This is a genomic window from Pseudarthrobacter defluvii (assembly GCF_030816725.1).
GTDB classification, from domain to species: Bacteria; Actinomycetota; Actinomycetes; order Actinomycetales; family Micrococcaceae; genus Arthrobacter; species Arthrobacter defluvii_A.
Genome location: NZ_JAUSYG010000001.1, coordinates 1,832,627 through 1,857,181, shown reverse-complemented (window position 1 = coordinate 1,857,181; position 24,555 = coordinate 1,832,627). Strand labels below are relative to the sequence as shown.

The window sequence follows — 24,555 nt, the reverse complement described above, 5'->3', positions numbered from 1 at the left end:
TTAGCGCCTTGAGATGGCGTCGACGACGGCGGCCAGGGCAGCGCCGACCTTTCCGGCGTCGGTGCCGCCGCCCTGGGCAACATCGTCCTTGCCGCCGCCGCCGCCGCCGAGCACGCCGGCGGCGACCCGGACCAGGGCTCCGGCTTTCACGCCGGCTTCCCTGGCTGCTTCGTTGGTGGCCACCAGGATCAGGGGCCGGTCATTGGCGACGCCGGCGACGGCCACGGCCGCGCCTGCGGAACCGAGGCGGTTGCGCAGGTCCAGGGCCAGGCCGCGCAGGTCGTCCGCGCCGCTGACGGTGCCGGCGTCGTGGGCCACCACCCGGATACCGCCGGCATCCTGGGCGGTGTCCACCAACTGGCCGGCAGCGGCGGCCAGCTGTTCCTTGCGGAGCCGGTCCAGTTCCTTTTCGGTTGCCTTGAGCTTGGCCAGGGTGGCGGAAATCCGGTCGGCGAGCTGGCCGGACGGGACCTTCAGCAGGTCGGTCAGCTCGGTCACCAGGGCGCGCTCGGCGGCGAGGTGGCGGAACGCCTCCATGCCCACAAAAGCCTCCACACGGCGGTTGCCTGAACCCACGGACTGTTCGCCCAGGAGGGACAGGCTGCCAATCAGCGAGGTGTTGGCAACGTGGGTGCCGCCGCACAGCTCGCGTGACCACGCGCCGTCGATCTCCACGACGCGCACTTCGCTGCCGTAGTTCTCGCCGAAGAGGGCCATGGCGCCCATGGCCTTGGCTTCAGCCAGCCCCATGATCTTCGTTTCGACGGCGTAGTTGTTGCGGATGGCCAGGTTGGAGACCTCCTCGATCTCCGACCGGGTGGCGGTGCTGAGCCCTTCACCCCAGGCAAAGTCGAAGCGCAGGTAGCCGGCCTTGTTGAAGGATCCGCGCTGCGTGGCTTCCGGGCCGAGGATCTGGTGCAGAGCGGCGTGCACGATGTGCGTGCCCGTGTGCGCCTGCTCGGCGGCATGGCGGCGTTCGCGGTCGACGGCGGCGCGCACCAGCGAATCAGCGCCGATCTCGCCTTCGCGGACAATTGCCTTGTGCACGCTCAGGCCCTTGACGGGGCGCTGGACGTCCAGGACCTCGACGACGAAGCCGTCGCCGGTGATCAGGCCGGTGTCCGCGGCCTGGCCGCCGGCTTCGGCATAGAAGGGGGTCTCGGCCAGCACCAGTTCAATCTCGTCCCCGGTGAGCGCCTGCTGGACCTGACGCCCGGCGCTGAGCAGGCCGCGGACCCGCGACTCGCCTTCGAGTTCGGTGTAGCCCGTGAAGACCGTCTCGCCCTGGCCCAGGAGCTCCTGGAAGACGCTGACGTCCGCGTGGCCGCCCTTCTTGCCCTTCGCATCAGCCTGCGCGCGCTGGCGCTGTTCCTGCATCAGGCTGCGGAATGCGGCCTCGTCCACCTTGAGCCCGGCCTCCTCGGCCATTTCGAGCGTGAGGTCGATGGGGAAACCGTAGGTGTCGTGCAGGCTGAAGGCATCCTCGCCGGACAGCGGCTTGTTGGCGGCCTTGGATTCCTTGACCGCGTCCTCAAGCCGGGCCGTGCCGGAGGCGATGGTGCGCAGGAAGGCCTTCTCTTCGGCGTAGGCAATGCGGCTGATCCGGTCGAAGTCGGTCTCCACTACCGGGTACACACCTTTCATGGCGTCCCGGGAAACCGGCAGCAACTGGGGCAGGCAGGCTTGTTCCACGCCCAGGAGGCGCATTGAACGGACGGCACGGCGGATGAGGCGGCGCAGGACGTAGCCGCGGCCCTCATTGGACGGGGTCACGCCGTCGGAGATCAGCATGAGTGCCGAGCGAATGTGGTCGGCCACCACGCGCATGCGCACGTCGTCGGTGTGGTGGGGGTCGTCCGGGGTCTCGGCGGAGGTGTATTCCCTGCCGGAGAGCTCCGCGGCCTTGTCGATCACGGGACGGACCTGGTCGGTCTCGTACATGTTCTCGACGCCCTGCAGGATCATGGCAAGGCGTTCCATGCCCAGGCCGGTGTCGATGTTCTTCTTGGGCAGTTCACCGACAATGTCGAAGTCTTCCTTCGAGCGGACGTTCTCGATCTGGTACTGCATGAACACCAGGTTCCAGATCTCGATGTAGCGGGTTTCGTCCGCGATGGGACCGCCTTCAGCGCCGTAGGCGGGACCACGGTCGTAGTAGATTTCCGAGCAGGGGCCGGCCGGGCCGGGCTGGCCGGTGTTCCAGTAGTTGTCGGCCTTGCCCATCCGCTGGATCCGCTCGGCCGGCACGCCGGTGTTCTTCAGCCACAGTTCCTCGGCCTCGTCGTCCTCTTCGTAGACCGTCACCCAGAGACGCTCGGGCGCAAGGCCGTAACCGCCGTCGTCAACGCTCTTGGTGAGCAGTTCCCAGGCGAACTTGATGGCGTCTTCCTTGAAGTAATCACCGAAGGAGAAGTTGCCGCACATCTGGAAGAAGGTGCCGTGGCGGGCGGTCTTGCCCACTTCCTCGATGTCGCCGGTGCGGATGCACTTCTGCACGCTGGTGGCGCGGGAGTAGGGCGGTTCCTCGCGGGCGGTGAGGTAAGGGATGAACGGGACCATGCCGGCCACCGTGAACAGCAGCGAGGGGTCGCTGGAGACCAGCGATGCGGAGGGAACCGCGGTGTGGCCCTTGCTGACAAAAAAGTCCACCCAGCGCTTTGTGATCTCCTGCGACTTCATGAGCTGTTTTCTTACCCTTCTTGGTCCACGCCGCGGGGCATGGATATTTCGTTCAGGTGGCGGGAGACCCGGACCGGGTTCCTGCCGGTGTTGACTGGCTGCCGCTGCAGCACCCTTCCGGGTCTAGCGCGGGACCACTTCAGCGGACTCGATGCCCAGGGCGGACCTCAGGTCGGTTTCCCGTTCGCGCATCCCTGCCCGCACGGCGTCGGCGAAGTCGTAGACGCCGTCGGCCAGCCGGCCCACCGCACGGTTGAGGCCCTCCGGTCCGAGGCTGGACTGGGCCTGGCTGACTTTACGGAAGGCGATGACCCCAATGGCCACGCCGATTCCCATCCACACAATTCTTTTCATGGTCTTCTTTTCGAATCTAGCGGCTGCGGCGGCCGGCAGCGGGCTTCCGGCGGTTGGCGAACGCGCTGCGGACGCCGTAGCTGAAGGCGGCGACCTTGATCAGCGGCGAACCCACCGTGGCGGCAACCAGCGAGGACAGGGCGGAAATGTTGGCGGATGCATCCGAGACGTTGGACGAGATGCCGTCCACCTTCTTCAGCTGCTGGTTGGTGGTGGAAACGGTGGCGGTGACCTCATCCATCAGGGGCGTGGCGCCGTCGCTGAGGGACCTGATGGTGGTGCGCATCTCATCGAAGACCTTCCCCAGCTTCAGGATGGGGACCGCAAGCAGCAGGACCAGGAGCGCGAACACCCCGGCAGCGATCAGGCCGGCAATATCGCCACCAGTCATAGACATTCATCTCCTCGAAATTCGTGATTGGGCCCCATCCGCAGCATGCACGGAAGGCCCGTTGCGCAGATGTCCCCCAAGTACCTTACATACAAAGAAGCCCGCGGCGCTTGCCACGGGCTTCTTTGGGTACGCTGCTGGGATTTAGCGTGCGTAGAATTCGACGACGAGCTGCTCTTCGCAGGTCACCGGGATTTCGGAGCGCTTGGGACGGCGGACCAAGCGTGCCTGCAGGGCCTCCAGCTTGACGTCCAGGTAGGCCGGAACGGCAGGCAGGACGTCGCGGTGGGCGCCGGCTGCGGCAACCTGGAGCGGAACCATGGTCTCGCTGCGGCTGTGGACGTGGACCAGCTGGCCCTCGCCGACGCGGAACGACGGACGGTCAACGCGGACGCCGTCAACCATGATGTGGCGGTGCACAACCAGCTGGCGGGCCTGGGCGATGGTGCGGGCGAAGCCGGCGCGCAGGACCAGGGCGTCGAGGCGCATCTCGAGCAGTTCGATGAGGTTCTCACCGGTCAGGCCCTTGGTGCGGCGGGCCTCTTCGAAGGCGCGGGTCATCTGTGCTTCGCGGATGCCGTACTGGGCGCGCAGACGCTGCTTTTCGCGCAGACGCACGGCGTAGTCGGAGTCCTGCTTCTTGCGGGCACGGCCATGCTCACCGGGGCCGTACGGGCGGCGCTCCATGTACTTGGCGGCCTTGGGGGTCAGAGCGATGCCGAGGGACCGCGAGAGGCGGGCCTGACGGCGAGCACGAGTGTTGTTAGCCACTTGTGTCCTTCCAATATCTGCGGTGTGTCAGTGTTACTGGCCTCCACGATGGAGAGCATCGGCCAACCGCTGCCTTTTGCTACTGGGCGCAGGGCATAACCAGACCAACGTTCATTGGGGAGATTGTGCGTCCGCGCCTTGCCAGACAAAGATTCAGCTTACCATGGCGTCACTTGCCGCGAACAATCCTTCGCAGCCGCTCAAGCCGTTGGGCGATGTCCCGCTCCGCGCCGTTGCCGGTGGGCTGGTAGTAGTCCCGGCCTACCAGGTCATCGGGCGGGTACTGCTGGGTCGCTACTGCGTGCGGTGCGTCATGGGCGTACTTGTACCCCACGCCGTGGCCCAGCTGCTTGGACCCCGGATAGTGCGCGTCGCGCAGGTGGGCGGGAATCCCGACGCCGAGCCCCGCCCGCACATCCGCGATCGCTTTATTGATGCCCATGTAGGCGGCATTGGACTTCGGCGCGGTGGCCAGGTGGACCACAGCTTCGGCCAGGATGATCCGCCCCTCGGGCATGCCGATGAGCTGCACCGCCTGCGCCGCGGCAACGGCGGTCTGGAGCGCGGTTGGGTCCGCCATGCCCACATCCTCCGCTGCGGAGATGACAATCCGGCGGGCAACAAACCGGGGGTCCTCCCCGGCCTCGAGCATCCGGGCGAGATAGTGCAGGGCCGCGTCCACGTCCGAGCCCCTGATGGACTTGATGAAGGCGCTGGCCACGTCGTAGTGCTGGTCGCCGGCGCGGTCATAGCGGACGGCAGCCGCGTCCAGGGCGCGCTCCGTATGGCGGAGCTCAACGGTGACCGGCTCCACGGCGACCGGCGCGGAAGCTGCACCCTCCTCCCCCACGGAACGTACGACGTCGTCCGCGTCACCGAAAGCGACCCCGGCCGCGGCTTCCAGCGCCGTCAGCGCCCGGCGGGCGTCCCCGCCCGAGAGCCGGACCAGGTGCTCCAACGCCTCATCGCTGAGCCGGACCTTGCCGCCCAGCCCCCGCGGGTCCTCCACGGCCCGCACCAGCAGGCCCTCGATATCCGCATCGGTCAGGGGTTTGAGGGTGAGCAGCAGCGAGCGGGAGAGCAGCGGCGAGACCACGGAGAAGGAGGGGTTCTCGGTGGTGGCGGCCACCAGGACCACCCAGCGGTTTTCGACGCCGGGCAGCAGGGCGTCCTGCTGGGCCTTGTTGAAGCGGTGGATCTCGTCCAGGAACAGCACTGTGGTGGTCTTGTACAGGTCACGGGCCGTCAGCGCGTCGTCCATGACGCGGCGGACGTCCTTGACACCGGCGGTGATGGCGGACAGCTCCACGAACTTACGGCCGGGACCGCGGGCAATGACGTGCGCCAATGTGGTCTTGCCGGTACCCGGCGGACCCCACAGGATCAGCGAACTGGGACCGGCAGGGCCGGCCGCGTCAGCGCCTGCTCCGGCCGCCAGCTGGCGCAGCGGCGATCCCTGGCCCAGCAGGTGCTGCTGGCCCACCACCTCATCGAGGGTGCGCGGGCGCATGCGTACGGCAAGGGGGCTCCGGGGCGAACCCGGCCCCCTTGAACCTGCGCTTTCCCTCGCGACGGGACTCTCGTCGTCGTCATTTTCTGGCCCGTTGCCGAAGAGATCATCCACATAGATAGGCTACTTCCAGTCCACCACCTGCATTTCCCCGGCCTTCCGCCGGTCCCTGATACCGAAGGAACTGCCATGCCCGCCCCAGGTTCAGCCGGCGCCCCGTCGTCCGTCCGGACGGCATTCGTGTCCGGTACCCGGCTGGCCGGCTGGGCGGATCGGTTCGGCGCCTCGCACGGGGGCTACGGGCCGCAGGATGACGACGACGGCCTCCGCCTTGTGGCAGCGGACGGCACCGTCGCGCTGCTGCAGGCCCCCTGGCCGGCGGATGGCCGCCCCGGACGCGGTGCCGGACCCTTGGAGCGGCTGGCCGCCCTTGCGTCCCAGCCGCGCCGGCTGGGACTGCTGCTCGTCCGGCGGGGCGGTTACGCCGTCGGGGTGGCAAGCGAGGGCACGCTGCTGGCGTCCAAGGCGGGCACCCGGTATGTCCAGTCACGCACGGCCGCCGGCGGACAGTCCCAGCAGCGGTTTGCCCGCCGGCGTTCCAACCAGGCGGATGCCCTGATCGCTGCTGTGGCGGAGCAGGCGGGGCAGGTCTTTGCGGGGCAAGCCTTCGAATACCTGGTGCCCGGCGGCGACAGGACCCTGGCCGACCTGGTACTTGGGGAGCCCTTGCTGCGCGACTACGCACGCCTTCCGCGCCTGGCCTACCTGGACGTCACCGAGCCGCGCGCCGCAGTGTTGAAGAAGGCGGCGGCGGATGCCTGCTCGGTGCGGATCACCGTGACGGACGCGGGGTAAAAAAGCGCGCCGGAACAGGGCAAGCATCTGAATGACAAGCACCCTTGACACTCCTCAGTGCGCGCCGCACACTTGGAGCATGACAAGCAAACTTGACAGAGATGACCGTAGCGCCGGAGACCGTTCAATAGCCCGCGCCTACCAACGCGAATTCTGGCCCGGCATCGGCGCCTACGCTGTGGTGCTCACGGCCGTGCTTCTTTCGGGCGGCCTGGACGGCGACAGTCCCTGGCGCTTCGCTTGGGCCGTCCTCCCGGTGATACCCGGCCTGTGGATCGTTCGGGCCGTCCTCCGGCACGCACGCCGCATCGACGAGTATCAGCGGCTTCTGCTGCTGCAGGCGCTTGGCGGCGGATTTGCCGTAGCCATGGTCGCCTCTGTGACAGTCGCGTTCCTGGAAATAGCCGGCCTCAGCTTTGTCGGCATCGGCTGGATCATTTACGCCGCAGGCATGCTGGGCTGGATCATTACCGGCGCCGTGGTGGGCCGGCGGTGAAGAACCACCTCAAGGCGCTCCGGGAGTCGCGGAGCTGGACGCAAGCAAAACTGGCGGATCAACTGGGCGTATCGCGGCAAACCGTAAACGCCCTTGAAACTGGCCGGTATGACCCGGCGCTGCCGCTTGCCTTCCGCATTGCGAAGCTGTTTGGCCAGCCCATCGAGGCAATCTTCATCCCCGAGGACGAGGACATCACCGCGAAGGGCTAACATCAGCAGCCACCCGGCGCCCGCCGGAGGCGTTCCTGCCGGTACAGGTAACGGCCGGTTTCGCGGAACCCGGCACTGGCATAGAGGTCCTGCGCACCCTGGTTGGCTGCGGTCACCAGCAGCCAGAAGCCCGCTACACCCCGGTCGCTGCCGGCCTGCAGCAGCGATTCGAGGATTGCCGCCGCATAACCCCGGCGGCGCGCTTCCGGCAGGGTGGCCATGCAGTACAGGCCGCCTTGATTAGCGCCGGTGGGGAGGGCGAGGCGTCCGACGGCGGCGGCCCGGCCATCGCCGTTCCGCACCAGGGCGTAGACGGACGGACAGCCCAGGAGGATCCCGCGGGCGGTGGCCAGCCCCTCGCTGCCACCGCGGCCGTCCACCCGCCACCAGACCTGCAGCCACTCCTCCGACGGCTCCGGTGAGAGCTCCACAGCCGGCGTGCCCGGCCTGGCGTCAGCAGAAGGAATCTGCGTGGCGCCGCGGGTCATGACAAGGGTCTCGGACTGGCGGGTGAACCCCTCCGCATCGAGAAGGTGGTGCAGTGCCGCCGCGGGGGCGTCGTCAAACAGTTGGAAGATGACCGGAAGCCGGCGGCTGCGGTACCACGACCGTGCTTCGCGGAGCAGCGCGGAAAGGTCTTCAACCGAGTGGTGAGCGGACTCCCTCGGCCAGATGGAGTTGGCACGCTGGGTGACCCCTGCGGCCGCCCGCAAGATCCAGCCTCCAACGGCACGGCGTTCGAGTGCAGGCCACGCGGCGTCCATGGCGGACCCAAGGTCAAGGGCTGCGGGTTGCGGCAATTGCGTATCCACCGGACTCCTCCTTCATTAACGGCCGGAGGCTCCCCGGATTAACCGGGGAGCCTCCCTTACCGCTTGGTATTACTGCTTGTCTTCGGGCTTCTTCTTCTCTTCCGGCTTCCTGGCTTCCGGCTTGAAGTCCACGCCTGCTTCCTTGCGCTGCTGCGGGGTGATGGGGGCCGGCGCCTCAGTTAGGGGGTCGTGTCCGCCGCCGGACTTCGGGAAGGCGATGACGTCGCGGATGGACTCGACTCCTGCCAGCAGCGACACCACGCGGTCCCAGCCAAAGGCGATGCCGCCGTGCGGGGGCGCACCGTACTTGAAGCCCTCGAGCAGGAAGCCGAACTTGGTCTGCGCGTCGTCCTTGTCCAGGCCCATCAGTTCGAACACGCGCTCCTGCACGTCGCGCTGGTGGATACGGATGGAGCCGCCGCCGATTTCGTTGCCGTTGCAGACGATGTCATAGGCGTAGGACAGCGCGGACTCGGGGTCCTTGTCGAAGGTGTCCAGGAACTCCGGCTTGGGCGAGGTGAAGGCGTGGTGCACGGCCGTCCACTGCCCTCCGCCAACCGCGACATCGCCCGACGCGACGGCTGCGGCGGCGGGCTCGAACATGGGCGCGTCCACCACCCAGCAGAAAGCCCAGTCGTTGGGGTCGATCAGGCCGGTGCGGTGGCCGATCTCCACGCGTGCAGCGCCGAGCAGGGCACGCGACGGGGTCTTCTCGCCCGCTGCGAAGAAGATGCAGTCACCCGGCTTGGCGCCGACCGCGTCTGCCAGGCCTGCGCGCTCGATCTCGGTGAGGTTCTTCGCCACCGGGCCGGCAAGTTCGCCGTCCTCCTTGTACAGGACGTAGGCAAGGCCCTTCGCCCCGCGCTGCTTGGCCCATTCCTGCCAGGCGTCCAGTGCACGGCGTGCCTGTGAGGCGCCGCCGGGCATCACTACGGCGCCCACGTAGGGAGCCTTGAACACGCCGAAGTTGGTGTCCTTGAAGAATTCGGTGAGCTCGGTCAGTTCCTGCCCGAAACGCAGGTCCGGCTTATCCGAGCCGTAGCGCGCCATGGCGTCCGCGTAGGTGATGCGCTGGATGGGCGTAGGAATGTCGACGCCGATCAGCTGCCAGATGGCCTTGACGATGTTTTCACCCAGCCGGATGATGTCGTCCTGGTCCACGAAGCTGGCTTCGATGTCCAGCTGCGTGAACTCCGGCTGCCGGTCCGCGCGGAAGTCCTCGTCCCGGTAGCAGCGGGCGATCTGGTAGTACTTCTCGAAGCCGCCCACCTGCAGCAGCTGCTTGAAGAGCTGCGGGGACTGCGGGAGGGCATACCAGGAACCCGGCGCAAGGCGTGCCGGAACCAGGAAGTCACGGGCGCCTTCCGGCGTCGAGCGCGTCAGCGTGGGGGTCTCGATCTCCACGAAGCCCTCGTGGTGGAGCAGGTCCCGCGCCACACGGTTCGCCTCGGACCGGAGGCGCAGGTTGCGGCTGGGGCCGGGACGGCGCAGGTCCAGGTAGCGGTGCTTGAGGCGCGCTTCCTCGCCGACTTCCACATGCTCGTCGATCTGGAACGGCAGGGGGTCGGAGGTGTTGAGGATGGTGACGTCCTCGGCAATGACCTCGATTTCGCCGGTGGCCAACGCAGGGTTCTCGTTGCCTTCCGGACGCCTGGACACGGTACCCGTGACCTGCAGGACGTACTCGTTGCGCAGCCCGTGGAACACTTCTTCCTCACGGACAACCACCTGGGCCACGCCGGAAGCGTCGCGCAGGTCCACGAATGCCACACCACCGTGATCACGACGGCGGGCCACCCAGCCGGCCAGGGTTACGGTCTGTCCAATGTGCTCGGAGCGAAGGGATCCGAGGTCATGTGTGCGCAGCACAGCACGCCTTTCTGCGGGAAAACAGTGGGAAGTTCAATATGATCGTTGCGGGAACGATCCCGTCCGAGTTTACCCGCTGGAAAGGGACTGCCGCCGCATGAATGAACCACAGCAGCTGCAGCGCCGGCTCGGGACCTTTGATGCCACCGCCATTGGACTGGGATCCATGCTGGGCGCGGGTGTGTTCGTGGTGTTCGCCCCGGCCGCTGCTCTTGCCGGAAACCTGCTGGTCCTGGCCGTGGTGGTTGCCGGCGTCGTGGCGTATTGCAACGCCGTCGCTTCCGCGGCCCTCGCCGCAAAGTACCCCACCAGCGGTGGAACCTACGTGTATGGCCGCAAACAGCTGGGCGAATGGCCGGGCTTCCTGGCCGGATGGGGGTTCGTCACGGGCAAGACGGCCTCCTGCGCGGCCATGGCTTTGACGTTCGGCAACTATGTTGCCCGCGACTATGCCGTTCCCGTGGCCGTCGCCGCCGTCGTGGTCCTGACGGGGGTCAACCTGCTGGGCATCACCCGGACCGCCCTGCTGACCCGGGTCCTGCTGTGCCTGGTCCTGGCGACGCTGGTGTTTGTTGCCGTCGCAGCCGTGCTGGGACCGCACCCGGCGGCAGCCACGGCTGGTGCGCCGCCCGCAGGTGTGGCTGGTGTCCTGCCGGCCGCCGGGCTCATGTTTTTTGCGTTTGCCGGTTATGCCCGGATCGCCACGCTGGGCGAAGAGGTCAGGAATCCGGCGCGGGCTATTCCGAGGGCAATCCTCGCAGCCCTGGCAGCTGCGTTCGCCATCTACCTGGTCCTGGCGCTGCTGCTGCTTGCCCATCTCGGGGACCGGCTGGCCGCCACCAGGACTCCCCTGCTGGACGCGGTGCTGGACTCCCGGCTGGGCGCCGCTGCGCCGCTGGTGCAGGCGGGAGCCGCCGCCGCATGCCTGGGCGCGCTCCTGGCGCTGATCACGGGCGTGGGGCGGACAACGCTTGCCATGGCGAGGGAGCGTGACCTCCCCGGACCGTTGGCAAAGGTGGGCGGCACCCATACTGTTCCGTTCGTCGCGGAAATCGCCGTGGCCGCCGTCGTCATTGTGCTCCTGCTGACCACCGACGTGATGACCGTGGTGGGCTTTTCAAGCTTCGGCGTGCTGGTGTACTACGCAATTGCCAACGCGTCCGCCTACACGCTCGCCGGGCATCCCGGCTACGCTCCGCGCTGGCTCAACGCGGTGGGATTCCTGGGATGCGTAGTGCTGGCCTTCACCTTGCCGGGGGCGTCTGTCCTGACCATGGCGGCGGTCCTCGCGGCGGGGGTCGCCGGGCGCTGGGTGGTGCTGCGCTTCCGGCAGCACCAGCCCCGGCCGTAGGATTCCGGGCTACACCGAGGCCGGTGCGGGCGCAGTCGTTTCCACCTGGACGGTCAAATCCTCCAGCGGCGGCATCCATGTTTCGGGGGCTGCCAGGACCTGCTCGCCGGTGCGGATGTCCTTGACCTGGTAGGTGCCGTCCTCGTCGGTGAACCAGACAAACGGTATGCCCCGGCGGTCCGCGAACTTGATCTGCTTGCCGAACTTCTCCGCCTTCGCAGCGACCTCGGTGGGGATGCCCCGGCTGCGCAGCAGGGCAGCGACGTCCTGGGCAGCGCCCCAGCTGTCGTCATGGTTGAGGGCCACCAGGACCGCAGTGGGAACCGCGCGGGAAGCCTTGGCCAGGTCCTGGCTCAGGATCCGGGATACCAAGCGGGTGACCCCGATGGAGAGGCCAACGCCAGGGAACTTGCGGTTCCCCTTCGATGCCAGGGCGTCGTAGCGGCCACCGGAGCAAATGGAGCCAAGCTGTTCGTGGCCCACCAGTACCGTTTCCACCACCGTTCCGGTGTAGTAGTCCAGGCCGCGGGCAATGCTGAGGTCCGCCAGGACCTTGCCGGGGGCCCGCTGGACGGCGGCATCGATGACCTGTTCCAGTTCGTCCAGGCCTTCATCGAGCAGTTCATCGCTTACGCCCAAGGCCCGGACCTGCGCCACAAAGGACGTGTCTTCGGTGCGGATGGCGGCCAGTTGGAGGGCTTTGGCTGCCTGCTCGTCCGAAGCGCCGAGTTCACTCTTCAGCAGTTCGGCCACCTTGGCGGGTCCGATCTTTTCGAGCTTGTCGATGCTGCGCAGCACGCCCGCTGTGTCCTCAAGCCCAATGCCCCGGTAAAAGCCTTCGGCGAGCTTCCGGTTGTTGATCCGGAGCCGGAAGTCGGGGATGGGCAGGGCGCTGAGTGCCTCGGCGATGACCAGCGCGATCTCGACGTCATAACGGAACGGGAGCTCGCCGTCGCCCACCACGTCGATGTCCGCCTGGGTGAACTCGCGGGCCCGCCCTTCCTGCGGCCGCTCGCCGCGCCACACCTTCTGGATCTGGTAGCGGCGGAACGGGAAGGACAAATAGCCGGCGTTTTCCACCACGTACCGGGCAAACGGCACGGTCAGGTCAAAATGCAGGGCAAGCGCGTGGGGGTCGGCCTTGCCGCCTTTAACGGGGTTGTCGCTCTCATCCTCCTGGAGCCGGCTCAGGCCGTACACTTCCTTGTCGATCTCCCCCTTGCGGAGCAGTTGGCCCACCGTCTCAACCGCCCGGGTCTCGATCGAACCAAATCCGTGCAGTTCAAAAACCCTGCGCAGGGTATCCAGCACATGCAGCTCCACCAGCCGCTCCTCGGGAAGCCACTCGGGGAATCCGGACAGGGAGGCGGTGCGTGCCATGGGGAAGGTTCTCCTTAGGAATGGAAGGTGCGCCGGAACTGCCGGCCTGCGCCGCTCGGCGGCGGCATACGGCGGCAGCACAGCCAGCCATGCATAAACTATGTGCGGCAGCCAGTTTATGCGTCATCCCTGTGCATCTCTAATGCAGCAGGCCCGCAAACCCTGGCCCTGACACCTGCGCCCGGCGGCCAACCACCGGGCACCAGCAGCCCGACGATGAGGAGGACCCTTGGCGGCCAGTCCACGCAGTGCACGCGAAACAAAACGGCGCATCCAGCAAATGGAAGCCAAGCGTGAGCTCCGGCGCGGCCAGGAAAAGCGGCGGAAGCGCGACAACCTTGTTGCCGCCGGCGCGGGGACCGCCGCCGTGGTGCTCGCCGTCGTGCTCCAACTCACCGCGTTCGCCGGCAACCCCACCGAGGACGAATACGCCGCCGCCCAGGCAGGGCTGACGGAACCATCCGCCTCCGCAAGCCCTTCCGCCACCCCTTCCGCACCGGCGACCAACGGGCCGAACATCCCGGCTGCGGGCACGGCGGCCGGAAAGACGTTCACCGGCCAGCTGGTGCTGAACGGCAGCCCGCTCGGTGTGGAAGTGGACGGGACCAAAGCACCGCAGGCAGCCGCCGTCTTCAAATCCCTCAGCGACCAAGGCTACTTCAACGGCAAGACCTGCCACCGGCTGACCACCGCAGAGAAGTTCGGCGTCCTGCAGTGCGGATCCCCCAACGGAGACGGGCAGGGCGACCCGAACTACACTTGGGGCCCGCTCGAGAACACCCCGGCTGACAACACATACCCTGCCGGCACCATTGCCGTTGCCCGCACCGGCAACAATGCCTACGGCAACGGAACCCAGTTCTTTATCGTGTACAAGGACACCGTCATCCCGGCGGACGCCGCAGGAGGCTACACGGTGGTGGGAAAGGTGACGTCGGGCCTTGACGCCGTCTCCACCATTGCGGCCGCCGGAGTCACGCCGGAAGCCAGCGACACGGACGGCGCACCAAAACAACCAGTCACGATAGACTCGTTTTCTCTGAAGTAGGAAGCCGGGCCGGACTGGCAACGGTGAGTACGTGAGTATTTCCCTCCAAGCGAAAGACTTTTAGCGGTGACAGACAGTCAGAAATCCGACGAAACAGCAACAGACCTGACCGAAACGACGGCTCCGGCCGCCGGTGAAAGCACGGGTCCTGATGCGAATGCCGAGCAGTCACCTGCCGCCCCGGAGGTTCCCGCGGAGGCCGCTGCGCCTGCGCCGGCTCCCGGACCGCGGCCGTCCGCGCCCTCTCCGGCCGCCTTCGCCTCCCGGCCCAAGCCTGCTGCCGCCGCTCCAGCCGCCGCGCCGGCTCCGGCCGCACCCAGTACGTCTGTCGCCGAGGCTTCCAAGTGGGGCCGGGTGGAGGGCGACGGCCACGTTTATGTGACGATCGACGGCGGCGAACACCCTGTGGGGCAGTACCCGGGCGTCAGCGACGACGAAGCGCTGCTCTACTTTGCGCGGAAGTACGACGACGTCGTGGCACAGATCGTGCTGCTGGAACAGCGGGTCAGCTCCAAGGCGCCCAGCACCGACATGCAGAAGACGGTGACCCACCTGCGTGAGCAGCTTGCCGAGCGGAACATGCTGGGCGACCTCCGGGCTGCGGAGGCGCGCCTGGATATGCTGGCCAGCCAGATCAGCGAATTGGAAAAAGCGGAAAAGGCCGAGCACGATGCTGTGCGGGCCTCCGAGCTGGCAGCGCGCGAAGCCATTGTTGCCGAGGCTGAGCAGATTTCCGGCCAAGATCCCGCGCAGACGCAGTGGAAGACCTCCAGCGCCCGGATGAATGAGCTCTTTGAGAACTGGAAGGCAGCCCAGAAGAGCGGCGTGCGCCTGGGCCGCAGCAACGAGGACGCTCTCTGGAAGCGCTTCCGGGCCGCCCGCACCGTCTTCGACCGCCACCGCAGGGCCTACTTCTCCCAGCTGGACAGCAACAACTCCGCGGCCAAGACTGCCAAGGAGAAGCTGATCGCCGAGGCTGAAGCCCTGTCCACCTCCACCGACTGGGGCTACGCCGCCGGCGAATACCGCCGGCTCATGGACCAGTGGAAAGCATCACCCCGGGCCAGCCGCAAGGACGACGACGCGCTGTGGGCGCGCTTCCGCGCCGCCCAGGACGTCTTCTTCACGTCCCGCCAGGCCGCCAACGACGAGATCGACCAGGAATACTCCGCCAACCTCACGGTGAAGGAGGCACTGCTGGCCGAGGCCAACACCATCCTGCCGGTCAAGGACCTGGCAGCGGCCAAGAAGGCCCTGCAGTCCATCCGCGACCGCTGGGAAGAGGCCGGCAAGGTGCCGCGCGCGGACATGGGCCGGATCGAAGCTGGGCTGCGGAAGGTGGAAGACGCCGTCCGCAACGCGGAGGAAGAGCAGTGGCAGCGGTCGAACCCGGAGCGCAAGGCACGCACCAACAGCGCCTTGTCCCAGCTGGAATCCGCCATCGCCGGGCTCCAGGAAGACCTTGCTGAGGCCGAGAAGAGCGGCGACCAGCGCAAGATCAAGGCTGCCCAGGAAGCCCTCGAAGCGCGCCAGGCCTGGTTGGACCAGCTGCAGCGTTCCGCCAGCGAACTGTCCTGACCTTCCCGTCCTAAGCTGACGGCACAGGCCCCGTCCCCGTTATCCACATAACGGGGACGGGGCCTGTGCCGGTTAAGAGGGTTCCGGGCAGGATGGGCTTATGGCCTCTCCCCCAGTTCCATCCGCCGCCGGCACAGGCAGGGAACCCCGTACCCATGCCGCCCGGGCGGGCCGCCAGGACAATGCTGCAGATGCCGCCGCAGCACCCCGCTTTCCGGAACTTTACGCCCCCGGCGGCCCCTTCGCCGGCCCGGAGCTGCAGTCCCTTGCGGCGGACGGCCTGCTGGCCCGGTTCCATCAGCAGGGCTACACGCTCCCCGGAATCCCCGCGTCGCCACAGTTGCGGGCGCGGGCGGCGGCAGGGGCTGTCCCGGCGGCAATCCGGCAGCGCGTTGTTGCAGGGCGCATGACGGCGGCCTGGATCTACGGCTGCGCGGCAGAACCTGACAGGCTGGCATTGTTGGTGGACTCGAAGCGGAGGGTGTCCAGCCTGCGGAGTACGCGCGGCTGCACGCTGCACGAGGTGAAACTGGGCCCGTTCGATGTCATCAGCCTGGGCGGCCTGATGGTGTCCAGCCCCTTGCGGACAGCCCTTGATATTGCCCTGCATGTGGATGCTGAGCGCGCCGTACCCGCCCTGGCCGGGCTGCTGGCCCGGCCGCAACAGGACGTGAAACTGCGCCTCCTGGTCCGGGCCATCGAGGCGACGCCCCGGGTCCCGCACAAGCGCGCGGCTTTGGAAAAACTTGCCCTGCTAGCTCCGGCGTTTGTTCCCGGTGGTGCGGTAGACGTCGAAAACCCCGTCGATCCGTCGGACGGCGCTCAGGACGTGGCTGAGGTACTTCGGGTCGCCCATCTCGAAAGCGAACTTTGAGATCGCTACGCGGTCAGTGGAGGTGTGGACGCTGGCCGCGAGAATGTTGACATGGTTGTCCGACAGCACCCGGGTTACGTCCGAAAGCAGGGATTTGCGGTCCAGGGCCTCAACCTGGATTTCCACCAGGAAGACGCTCGACTGGGTGGGCGCCCAGTCCACGTCCACGATCCGGTCCGGCTGGTCCTTCAGGTCCGAGATGTTCGTACAGTCGGTCCGGTGGACGGAGACACCGGACCCGCGCGTCACGAAGCCGAGGATGGGATCCGGCGGAACCGGAGTGCAGCAGCGGGCCAGCTTGACCCAGACATCGCCCACACCGCGGACCACCACGCCGGAGTCGGAGAAGCGGGCCTTGCTGACCTGGGTGGGGATGCTGACCTCTTCGACGTCATCATCGGCGCTCTCGTTGCCGCCCAGGCTTTCGATCAGCTTTTCCATGACGGACTGCGCGGACGTGTGCCCGTCGCCAACACCGGCATACAGCCCGGAAATGTCCGCGTACTTGAACTCCTCCGCAACGGCAGCCAGCGCCTCGTGCGTCATCAGCCGCTGCAGCGGAAGATTCTGCTTCCGCATGGCGCGGGTCAGCAGCTCCTTGCCGCGGTCAATCGCTTCTTCGCGGCGTTCCTTGCTGAACCACTGGCGGATCTTGTTCCGTGCCCGGGCACTCTTAACGAAGTGCTGCCAGTCCTGGCTCGGCCCGGCCCCCTCCGCCTTGGAGGTGAAGATCTCCACCCAGTCGCCGTGGTTCAGTTCACTGTTGAGCGGGACCAGCTTGCCGTTGACCCTGGCGCCGATGGTGCGGTGGCCCACCTCGGTGTGTACGGCGTAGGCGAAGTCCACCGGCGTCGATCCTGCCGGCAGTGCCATGACCTCGCCCTTGGGCGTGAAGACGAACACCTCGCGGGCGTTGATTTCAAAGCGGAGCGAGTCCAGGAACTCCCCCGGGTCGGACGTCTCCTGCTGCCAGTCCACCAGGGAGCGCAGCCACCCCATGTCGCCGTCGCGGGGGCTTCCGGGGCCCACGGCGGTGCGGTTGGGCTGGTCCTTGTACTTCCAGTGGGCCGCCACGCCGTACTCGGCCCGGCGGTGCATCTCATGCGTGCGGATCTGGATTTCCACCGGTTTGCCGCCTGGCCCGATCACGGTGGTGTGCAGGGACTGGTACATGTTGAATTTGGGCATCGCGATGTAGTCCTTGAACCTGCCGGGCAGGGGGTTCCAGCGCGAATGCATGGTGCCCAGGGCCGCGTAGCAGTCCCGGACGGAGTCCACCAGGACGCGGACACCCATGAGGTCGTTGATGTCGTCGAAGTCCTTGTCGCGGACGATCATCTTTTGGTAGATGGAGTAGTAGTGCTTGGGCCGGCCGGTGATGGTGGCTTTGATCTTGGCCGCGCGCAGGTCCTCGGTGATCTGGTCGCGGATGACGCCGAGGCTCTTTTCCCGCTCCGGGGTGCGGTCCCCCACCATCCTGACTATTTCTTCGTAGACCTTGGGGTACAGCGCCGCGAAGGACAGGTCCTCGAGCTCCCACTTGATGGTGTTCATGCCCAGGCGGTGCGCCAGCGGAGCAAAGATTTCCAGGGTTTCGCGCGCCTTGCGGGCAGATGATTCGGCCGACACAAAACGCCAGGTGCGGGCGTTGTGCAGCCGGTCGGCCAGCTTGATCATCAGGACGCGGATGTCCTTGGCCATGGCCACGACCATTTTGCGGACGGTCTCCGACTGGGCGGCCTCGCCGAAGCTGACCTTGTCCAGTTTGGTTACGCCGTCCACCAGCATGGCCACTTCCGGCCCGAAATCCCGCTTCAGGTCAGCAAGGGTGTAGGGGGTGTCTTCCACGGTGTCGTGCAGCAGGGCTGCCGCCAGCGTGGTGCCGCTGAGGCCCAGCTCAGCAAGGATGGTGGCCACGGCCACGGGGTGGGTAATGTACGGGTCCCCGCTCTTGCGCTTCTGGCCGCGGTGGCTGCGCTCGGCTACGTCGAAGGCGCGCTGGATGAGGTCGAAGTCCTCTTTGGGATTGTTGGCGCGGACCGTGCGGAGCAGGGGTTCCAGGATGGGAGAGTAAGTGGCGGTACCGCGGCCCGTCAGGCGGGCGAGGCGGGAGCGGGTACGTTCCCGACGGCCGGGGAACGTGGCGCGGGAACCCGAATTGTCGACAGGAACCAGGGAACCAGGGCGCGCGGGGGTTGCCGCACCGGGTTGCAGACCGGCTGAATTCTTTTCTTCCTGTGCCGTTGGCGCCGACGCCGAACGCTCTTCCAATGAAGTACCCCTCACCACCGATTTAATTACCCCAGTCTATTCCTCCGGGCGGCCACATTTATAACCGGGACAGAAGCCGCAAGGGCCGGGCCGCGCATTGTCTGCGCCGCCCGGCCCTTCTTGGCCTTGAAGCTGCCTGCGGTCGCCCGCCGGCTCTGGGGCTTCCGGTCAGGCCCTGGCCGGGGATGCCGGAGCTGACCGTTCTGCCCCCGCCCGGCGCTGCTCGACGCGCCGTGCCTGCTTGACCAGTTCCGGCTCGCCCTGGCGGAGCCACGCGTACATCGGGGCGGCCACGAAAATGGTCGCCGCGGTGCCGATCAGGATCCCCACGAACAAGGCCAGGGACAGGTCGCGCAACGTTCCTGCCCCCAGGAGCCCGGCACCGATGAACAGGATGGCTCCGACGGGGAGGATGGCCACCATCATGGTGTTGATGGACCGCACCAGCGTCTGGTTCACCGCCAGGTTCACTTCCTCCCCGAAGGTGCGCCGCGTGGACGAGTCGATGCCGGAGGTGTTCTCGCGGATCTTATCGAAGACCACCACGGTGTCGTATAGCGAGTAGCTGAGGACCGTCAGGAACCCGATGATGGCAGACGGCGTCACCTCAAAATCACTCAAGGCGTAAACCCCGGCCGTGATGAACATGGTCACGGCCATGCCGGCAAGCGCCGAGAGGGACATCTTCCAGGTGCGGAAGTAGAGCGCCATGAGGAGCGCCGCCAGCAGCACGAACACCACCAGGCCGATCAGCGCCTGCTTGGTCACGTCCGCACCCCAGGTTGGTCCAACGAATGTGGAGGTCACCTCATTGTCGGTGACGCCGTAGGCGCTGGTGAGGCCCTGCTTGATCTTCAGCGTCTCGTCGTCGGTCAGCTTGTCCGTCTGGATGCGCATGGTGTTGCCGGCCACATTGGCCACACGCGGGACACTTCCTGGTACTACGTCCGTGACAGCTTTCTCGCCGATGGTGGCATCGGTGGTCTTCACATTGGAGACCGTGAATTCGGAACCGCCGCGGAACTCGATACCGAGGTTGAAGCCACCCTTCGCCACCGGGATGATGATCGACAGGGCCACCCCCACCGCGGCAATGATGAACCAGATCTTCTTGGCGCCGACAAAGTCGTACGAGCGCTTGCCCGTATAAAGCTCGTTGCCGAATGTGGCGAAGCCTGACATTACTTGTTCTCCTTCGCGGAGGTTTTGGACGAGCCGGCCAGCTGTTCCTGCTTCTCTGCCAGGCGCCGTTCAGCGATGGTCATGCGGCGTTCAGCTTCGGCCGCCGCACCCGTGTTCTTGCTGCGGACCACCACAGGGCGGTCCTCCGGGGTGCGGACGCGTCCGGCGCCACGGTACAGCGGCACCGCACCCAGCCGTTCCGGGTCGAGGCCGGAGAATTTGTGGCCTTCACCGAAGAAGCGGGTGCGGGCCAGGAGCTGCAGCGTGGGGTGGGTGAACATGAACACGACAATGAGGTCGGCGATGGCGGTCAGGCCCAGCGTGAACGCAAAGCCACGGACGTTGCCCACAGCCACGAAGTACAGGACCAGGGCGGCCAGGAGGTTGACTGCCTTGGAGGCAAGAACCGTGCGCTTGGCGCGCTTCCAGCCGTTTTCGACGGCGGACACCAGGCCGCGTCCTTCACGCAGTTCGTCGCGGATGCGCTCGAAGTAGACGATGAAGGAGTCGGCCGTCTGGCCGATGGCCACGATGATGCCGGCGACGCCCGCAAGGGACAGGCGATAGTTTTCCGTCCAGCCGAGGATGGCGATGGCGAGGTAGGTCAGGGCACCGGCCACCACCAGCGAAGCGATGGTGACAAAGCCCAGGGCACGGTACTGGAACAGCGAGTAGACCACCACCAGCAGGAGCCCGATCAGGCCTGCCAGCAGGCCCATGCGCAGCTGCTCTCCACCGAGCGTCGCGGAAATTTGCTGCTCGCTCTGGATGTCGAAGCTGATGGGAAGGGCACCGAACTTCAGCTGGTCGGACAGGGCCTTGGCGGTCTGCTCGGTGAAGCCGCCGGTGATCTGCGGGCGTCCGTCGGTGATGACGGCCAGCGCACGCGGCGCGGAAATGACCTGGTCGTCCAGCACGATGGCGAACTGTGCCTTCGGGTCGGTTCCCGACTCACCGCCGGCGGCCACGTAGAACTGGTTCAGGCGCTCGGTGACCTCTTTGAACTTGGCGGTGCCTTCGGCGTCGAACTGGATGTTGACGGCCCAGTCATTGGTGACGGCACCCTGCGCGCCCTGCTGCAGCTGGAAGGACGACGTGACGATGTTGCTGCCCTTCACCTCCACGGGGCCCAGGATGTATTTGATCGCCGGGGATTTGTCGGTGGCGGGCTCGCACGTGACCAACGGTTTGGTGGGATCTGACCGCTCGGACTTTTCCGCGGCGGGGCTGTTGCAGTCGAGTGCCTCGAACTGCTTGTAGATCTCCGGGGTGATCCAGTTGGTGTCGCTGCTGTTGGCCGGTGCAGCGGTCGGCTTCGGCAGCTGGTCCTCGGGAGTCCGCTTTTCCGGGGGCACCGGGGCGCCGTCACCGTTGAGGAGGACGGGGCGGAAGTTCATGTCCGCGGAGGCCTGGATCAGGTTCCGGGTTTCAGCGGAGGGGGTGCCGGGGAGGCTGACCACCACATTGCGCCCGGACTGGGTGCTGATTTCGGCCTCGGAGACGCCGGAGCCGTCAACGCGCTGGCGGATGATCGCCACAGCCTGGTTAAGCTGCTGCTCGTTGATGTCAGCACCGCCCTCCACCTTCGGGGCGAGGATCATCTGCGTGCCGCCCTCAAGGTCCAGGGCAAGTTTGGGCGCCCAGCTCGCCTGCCCGGCGATGGTGCCGCCGGCCAGGACGGCGGTCAGCGCCGCCAGGATTACGCCAAGCCAGACCAGGACGCGGAGCCCCGGCTTCTTGCGGCCAGTTCGTGCCATTGTCGATCTTTCTCTTATTCGCGGAGGAACCGCCGGCGCGGGCTGTGGCCTGCGCCGGCGGTGGTCCGCAGCGGTAGAGGGAGGAAAGGGGCCAGCGGGCCTAGCTGTCCTTCTTGCCCTCGTCGTTGAGGCGCTTCAGAGTTTCTTCCGGAGTCTCCGCGTCGGTGGCGGTGCTCCCGGTTTCCCGAGTGGTGAGGGAGGAGGCATCGTCCGGCACCACCGGCGAAGCAGCTGCGGGCTCGGCAGTGGCTTCCGCAGCAGGCTCGACGACCTTGGTGACGGCCTGGCGGTGGACGGTGGCCAGGTTGCCGGGGGAAAGCTCAAGGGTGACCTTGTTGTCGGCCTCGTCGATGTCCACGATCCGGCCGAAAAGGCCAAAGCTGGTCATGACTTCCACGCCCGGGCCAAACTTCGACTGGAGCTCTGCCTGCTGCTGCTGCGTCTTCTTGTTGCGGCGGAACATCATGAAGATGAACACGCCGAGCATGACGAACAGGAGAATTGACATTGGATCCAAGGGGAATTCCGTTCTTTTACTGGTGTAGCTGGTTTTCCAGCGACGTTGGCTTCGCTTCGGCCGGGGCGGGCTGCTGGTGCAGGCAGAGCGCCTGACGTGTTCCTTCCCCAAGCGACGGGGGCATCATGGCCACCCGCGAAACAAAGACCCGAACGTGCCGGGCGTCATACCAGTCTAAAGGGAAAAGCTGAAGGGAGTCTGCTATTGGCCCTCCGGCGCCCATTCCCCCGTTGCGGGAGCCTCCACGCCAGGTTCAAAGAGGTCCAGCTGCTCCTGGGCGAAAACATTGGACGGGATGGCGTAGCCCATGTGCGTCCACGCCGGCGCCAGTGCGATCCTGCCGCGGGGCGTCCGGCCCAGCAGTCCTTCCCGGACCAGGAATGGTTCCGCGACGGTCTCCACTGTTTCGGTTTCCTCGCCGACGGCGATGGCGAGGGTGGAAAGGCCCACGGGACCGCCGCCGAACTTGGTGATGAGGGCATCGAGGACGGCCCGGTCCAGCCGGTCCAGACCCTTCTTGTCCACCTCGTACATGTCCAGGGCGGCGGAGGCGGCCCTGGCGTCAATCTGTTCGATGCCGTGCACCAGCGCCCAGTCCCGGACGCGCCGCAGCAGGCGGTTGGCGATACGCGGCGTACCGCGGGAACGGCCGGCGATCTCAGCGAAACCGGCGGAATTGACCTTCAGGTCCAGCAGCCCGGCAGAACGGCGCAAAACCAGCTCCAGCTCCGGAACGGAGTAGAACTCGAGATGTCCGGTGAAGCCGAAGCGGTCGCGCAGCGGTCCCGGAAGCAGCCCGGCGCGGGTGGTGGCGCCCACCAGGGTGAACGGCGGCAGCTCCAACGGGATGGCGGTGGCACCGGCACCCTTCCCGACCACGATGTCGACGCGGAAGTCCTCCATGGCCATGTACAGCATTTCCTCGGCCGGCCGGGACATGCGGTGGATCTCGTCGAGGAACAGGACTTCGCCTTCGGACAGCGAGGACAGGATCGCTGCGAGGTCGCCTGCGTGCTGGATGGCGGGGCCGCTGCTGAGGCGCAGCGGGGCGTTCATCTCCGCGGCGACGATCATGGCAAGGGTGGTCTTGCCCAGGCCGGGCGGGCCTGAGAACAGCACGTGGTCGGCGGTGCGTCCACGCATCCGGGAGGCCTGCAGCACCAGCGACAGCTGCTTGCGCACCCGGTGCTGGCCAACGAAGTCGTCCAGGTTCTTGGGCCGCAGCGCCGCCTCGATGGCACGCTCTTCCGGCTCCTCCCCCGCGGCAACCAGTGAGGGTTCAGCCACGGGTGCCTACGCGGTTGCCGGCCCGGGCGCCGTCCTGGCCCAGCCACCGGAGGGTGGTGCGGAGGATCTCGGGCACGTTGCCGCGGAAGGACACTTCGGGTTCGTCGGAAAGCGCTTTGTCGATGCTGGCGGACGCGTCCTTCTCCGACCATCCCAGGCTGGTCATGGCTGCCACAACCTGGGGCTTCCAGGCGGCTTCGGCAGGCGTGGCAGCTCCGGGCGTTGCGGCGGTGCCGTGGGGTACGAGCTTTCCGGCAAGCTCGAGCACGATCCTGCCGGCCACCTTGGGCCCGATTCCCGGGACCTTGGTGAAGGTCTTGCTGTCCTCCGTATGCGCCGCCACCCTGATCGCTTCGGGATCGTGCACGGCCAGGACAGCGAGGGCAAGGCGCGGGCCAACGCCGCTGACGCTCAGCAGGATGTCAAAGACCTCACGTTCGTCGTCGGAGGCGAAGCCGAAAAGAGTGAGCGAGTCCTCCCGGACGATCAGGGAGGTGAACAGCTGGCCCTCCTCACCCACGCGCAGCCGGCTAAGCGTCTGTGGGGTGGCGTTGACGCTAATCCCGGCACCGTTAAGGTCAATCACGGCGGTGGACAGGCCAACGTGCGCTACCGTTCCGCGGAGGAAACTGATCAAGGCCGGGCTCCCGTGGTACTGGCCGGCCTCGTAGGGTGAGGGCACGGCTATCCGAACATATCTACGAATACCCTAGCAAGCAGCAGGGACAATCAGCGTGCGCGGCGCGCCTTTGACTCGGCTTCCGCCCATGCCCGCTGGGCGGGGGTCAGGGATGAGCTGCCGGGACCGGTCGTGGCCACGGCGGCGCCGCTTCCGGCCCGCCAGGCATGCGTGATGGCCAGCGCCAGCGCGTCGGCCGCATCGGCAGGGCGCGGAGGGGCGTCCAGCCGGAGGATTTTGGTGACCAGTTTGGTCACGGCCTCCTTATTGGAGGACCCGCTTCCGGTCACGGCCGCCTTGACCTCCGACGGCGTGTGCAGGGCCACCGGGATTCCCCGCCGGGCTGCCGCCGCGATCACCACGCCGGACGCCTGGGCCACGCCCATCACGGTGCTCACATTGAGTTGCGAAAAAACGCGTTCGACGGCGAGCACCTCGGGCTCGTAGCGGTCCAGCCACTCGTCGATGGCCGTGGCAATCACCAGCAGGCGGCGGTCGAGGGTCTCGTCCGGGGATGTGCCCACGACGCCGACTGCCACCATGCTGGCGCGTCGGTTCCGCTCGACATCCACCACGCCGATGCCGCAGCGGGTGAGGCCGGGATCAACCCCGAGGACGCGGAGGCTCACTGCTGCTCCGCTCCGGACGGGGAACCCGGCCGCAACGCCGGCGGAGGGCTAGT

General features: G+C 66.8%; 22 protein-coding genes. 7 read left to right on the top strand and 15 right to left on the bottom strand.

What is annotated here, in order from left to right; genetic code table 11:
- The 5 genes from alaS to QF031_RS08680 all read right to left on the bottom strand — a co-directional run bounded on the left by alaS (position 1) and on the right by QF031_RS08680 (position 5,819).
- Complete coding sequence (alaS, locus tag QF031_RS08700; RefSeq protein ID WP_307426699.1) at positions 1 to 2,679, bottom strand: alanine--tRNA ligase; 2,679 nt, start codon at positions 2,677 to 2,679, stop codon at positions 1 to 3.
- Between the two features lie 123 nt (positions 2,680 to 2,802).
- Entirely contained in the window at positions 2,803 to 3,033 is a 231-nt protein-coding gene (locus QF031_RS08695) for a DUF6167 family protein (protein ID WP_307426696.1), read from the bottom strand.
- Positions 3,034 to 3,049: 16 nt separating this feature from the next.
- Positions 3,050 to 3,424 (bottom strand): DUF948 domain-containing protein, encoded by a 375-nt coding sequence (locus QF031_RS08690; protein ID WP_307433248.1) that lies wholly within the window; start codon positions 3,422 to 3,424, stop codon positions 3,050 to 3,052.
- Between the two features lie 144 nt (positions 3,425 to 3,568).
- Positions 3,569 to 4,195, bottom strand: coding sequence for a 30S ribosomal protein S4 (rpsD, locus tag QF031_RS08685; protein ID WP_009357431.1), 627 nt, complete (start codon positions 4,193 to 4,195; stop codon positions 3,569 to 3,571).
- A gap of 169 nt (positions 4,196 to 4,364) precedes the next feature.
- Positions 4,365 to 5,819: a replication-associated recombination protein A gene (locus QF031_RS08680; protein ID WP_307426693.1), complete on the bottom strand. Its 1,455-nt coding sequence runs from the start codon at positions 5,817 to 5,819 to the stop codon at positions 4,365 to 4,367.
- Between the two features lie 75 nt (positions 5,820 to 5,894).
- On the opposite strand from QF031_RS08680, the gene QF031_RS08675 reads away from it, so the two are divergent.
- From QF031_RS08675 to QF031_RS08665, 3 genes are all read left to right on the top strand, one after another.
- Positions 5,895 to 6,560 carry an acVLRF1 family peptidyl-tRNA hydrolase gene (locus QF031_RS08675; protein WP_307426690.1) on the top strand — a complete coding sequence of 222 codons (666 nt, stop codon included), beginning with the start codon at positions 5,895 to 5,897 and terminating at the stop codon, positions 6,558 to 6,560.
- A 79-nt stretch (positions 6,561 to 6,639) separates the two neighbouring features.
- The gene (locus QF031_RS08670) at positions 6,640 to 7,056 is read left to right on the top strand and encodes a hypothetical protein (protein WP_307426688.1); all 417 of its coding nucleotides are present in this window, start codon (positions 6,640 to 6,642) and stop codon (positions 7,054 to 7,056) included.
- A complete protein-coding gene (locus tag QF031_RS08665) occupies positions 7,053 to 7,268 on the top strand; it encodes a helix-turn-helix transcriptional regulator (RefSeq protein WP_307426685.1) in 216 nt (71 codons plus the stop codon). The genes QF031_RS08670 and QF031_RS08665 overlap by 4 nt, the downstream gene beginning before the upstream one ends.
- A gap of 2 nt (positions 7,269 to 7,270) precedes the next feature.
- On the opposite strand, the gene QF031_RS08660 is transcribed toward QF031_RS08665, so the two are convergent.
- The gene (locus QF031_RS08660) at positions 7,271 to 8,032 is read right to left on the bottom strand and encodes a GNAT family N-acetyltransferase (protein WP_307433245.1); all 762 of its coding nucleotides are present in this window, start codon (positions 8,030 to 8,032) and stop codon (positions 7,271 to 7,273) included.
- Between the two features lie 117 nt (positions 8,033 to 8,149).
- Positions 8,150 to 9,949: an aspartate--tRNA ligase gene (aspS, locus tag QF031_RS08655; protein WP_307426681.1), complete on the bottom strand. Its 1,800-nt coding sequence runs from the start codon at positions 9,947 to 9,949 to the stop codon at positions 8,150 to 8,152.
- A 97-nt stretch (positions 9,950 to 10,046) separates the two neighbouring features.
- Here aspS and QF031_RS08650 point away from each other — a divergent pair, with 97 nt between their 5' ends.
- Positions 10,047 to 11,300 carry an APC family permease gene (locus tag QF031_RS08650; protein ID WP_307426679.1) on the top strand — a complete coding sequence of 418 codons (1,254 nt, stop codon included), beginning with the start codon at positions 10,047 to 10,049 and terminating at the stop codon, positions 11,298 to 11,300.
- Positions 11,301 to 11,309: 9 nt separating this feature from the next.
- Here the strand turns inward: QF031_RS08650 and hisS are convergent, their stop codons facing one another.
- Positions 11,310 to 12,680, bottom strand: a complete 1,371-nt coding sequence (hisS, locus tag QF031_RS08645) for a histidine--tRNA ligase (RefSeq protein WP_307426676.1) — start codon at positions 12,678 to 12,680, stop codon at positions 11,310 to 11,312.
- Positions 12,681 to 12,909: 229 nt separating this feature from the next.
- Between hisS and QF031_RS08640 the strand changes: the two genes are divergently transcribed.
- The 3 genes from QF031_RS08640 to QF031_RS08630 all read left to right on the top strand — a co-directional run bounded on the left by QF031_RS08640 (position 12,910) and on the right by QF031_RS08630 (position 16,180).
- Positions 12,910 to 13,728 carry a peptidylprolyl isomerase gene (locus QF031_RS08640; RefSeq protein WP_307426673.1) on the top strand — a complete coding sequence of 273 codons (819 nt, stop codon included), beginning with the start codon at positions 12,910 to 12,912 and terminating at the stop codon, positions 13,726 to 13,728.
- A 66-nt stretch (positions 13,729 to 13,794) separates the two neighbouring features.
- Positions 13,795 to 15,306, top strand: a complete 1,512-nt coding sequence (locus QF031_RS08635) for a DUF349 domain-containing protein (protein WP_307426670.1) — start codon at positions 13,795 to 13,797, stop codon at positions 15,304 to 15,306.
- A 100-nt stretch (positions 15,307 to 15,406) separates the two neighbouring features.
- Positions 15,407 to 16,180 carry a hypothetical protein gene (locus QF031_RS08630; RefSeq protein ID WP_307426667.1) on the top strand — a complete coding sequence of 258 codons (774 nt, stop codon included), beginning with the start codon at positions 15,407 to 15,409 and terminating at the stop codon, positions 16,178 to 16,180.
- Here QF031_RS08630 and QF031_RS08625 read toward each other — a convergent pair.
- From QF031_RS08625 to ruvC, 7 genes are all read right to left on the bottom strand, one after another.
- On the bottom strand, positions 16,061 to 18,451 hold the full coding sequence (locus QF031_RS08625) for a RelA/SpoT family protein (RefSeq protein ID WP_307426664.1): 2,391 nt from the start codon (positions 18,449 to 18,451) through the stop codon (positions 16,061 to 16,063). The genes QF031_RS08630 and QF031_RS08625 overlap by 120 nt on opposite strands.
- A gap of 168 nt (positions 18,452 to 18,619) precedes the next feature.
- Positions 18,620 to 19,633, bottom strand: a complete 1,014-nt coding sequence (secF, locus tag QF031_RS08620; protein WP_307426661.1) for a protein translocase subunit SecF — start codon at positions 19,631 to 19,633, stop codon at positions 18,620 to 18,622.
- On the bottom strand, positions 19,633 to 21,390 hold the full coding sequence (gene secD, locus QF031_RS08615; RefSeq protein WP_307426656.1) for a protein translocase subunit SecD: 1,758 nt from the start codon (positions 21,388 to 21,390) through the stop codon (positions 19,633 to 19,635). The genes secF and secD overlap by 1 nt, the downstream gene beginning before the upstream one ends.
- A gap of 100 nt (positions 21,391 to 21,490) precedes the next feature.
- Complete coding sequence (yajC, locus tag QF031_RS08610) at positions 21,491 to 21,898, bottom strand: preprotein translocase subunit YajC (protein WP_307426653.1); 408 nt, start codon at positions 21,896 to 21,898, stop codon at positions 21,491 to 21,493.
- 210 nt (positions 21,899 to 22,108) lie between these two features.
- Positions 22,109 to 23,194, bottom strand: coding sequence for a Holliday junction branch migration DNA helicase RuvB (gene ruvB / locus QF031_RS08605; protein WP_307426650.1), 1,086 nt, complete (start codon positions 23,192 to 23,194; stop codon positions 22,109 to 22,111).
- Entirely contained in the window at positions 23,187 to 23,831 is a 645-nt protein-coding gene (ruvA, locus tag QF031_RS08600) for a Holliday junction branch migration protein RuvA (RefSeq protein ID WP_307433242.1), read from the bottom strand. Before ruvA ends, ruvB begins: the two co-directional genes overlap by 8 nt.
- A gap of 92 nt (positions 23,832 to 23,923) precedes the next feature.
- Entirely contained in the window at positions 23,924 to 24,502 is a 579-nt protein-coding gene (gene ruvC / locus QF031_RS08595) for a crossover junction endodeoxyribonuclease RuvC (protein ID WP_307426647.1), read from the bottom strand.
- Positions 24,503 to 24,555 lie beyond the last annotated feature (53 nt).

Coding starts and splice junctions, on each gene's coding strand:
- hisS (WP_307426676.1), bottom strand. CDS start 12,680: ATGGCACGCACCGCCTCCCTGTCCGGATTCCCCGAGTGGCTTCCCGAG.
- QF031_RS08630 (WP_307426667.1), top strand. CDS start 15,407: ATGGCCTCTCCCCCAGTTCCATCCGCCGCCGGCACAGGCAGGGAACCC.
- QF031_RS08650 (WP_307426679.1), top strand. CDS start 10,047: ATGAATGAACCACAGCAGCTGCAGCGCCGGCTCGGGACCTTTGATGCC.
- alaS (WP_307426699.1), bottom strand. CDS start 2,679: ATGAAGTCGCAGGAGATCACAAAGCGCTGGGTGGACTTTTTTGTCAGC.
- QF031_RS08675 (WP_307426690.1), top strand. CDS start 5,895: ATGCCCGCCCCAGGTTCAGCCGGCGCCCCGTCGTCCGTCCGGACGGCA.
- QF031_RS08695 (WP_307426696.1), bottom strand. CDS start 3,033: ATGAAAAGAATTGTGTGGATGGGAATCGGCGTGGCCATTGGGGTCATC.
- secD (WP_307426656.1), bottom strand. CDS start 21,390: ATGGCACGAACTGGCCGCAAGAAGCCGGGGCTCCGCGTCCTGGTCTGG.
- QF031_RS08670 (WP_307426688.1), top strand. CDS start 6,640: ATGACAAGCAAACTTGACAGAGATGACCGTAGCGCCGGAGACCGTTCA.
- QF031_RS08660 (WP_307433245.1), bottom strand. CDS start 8,032: ATGGACGCCGCGTGGCCTGCACTCGAACGCCGTGCCGTTGGAGGCTGG.
- QF031_RS08690 (WP_307433248.1), bottom strand. CDS start 3,424: ATGACTGGTGGCGATATTGCCGGCCTGATCGCTGCCGGGGTGTTCGCG.
- yajC (WP_307426653.1), bottom strand. CDS start 21,898: ATGTCAATTCTCCTGTTCGTCATGCTCGGCGTGTTCATCTTCATGATG.
- secF (WP_307426661.1), bottom strand. CDS start 19,633: ATGTCAGGCTTCGCCACATTCGGCAACGAGCTTTATACGGGCAAGCGC.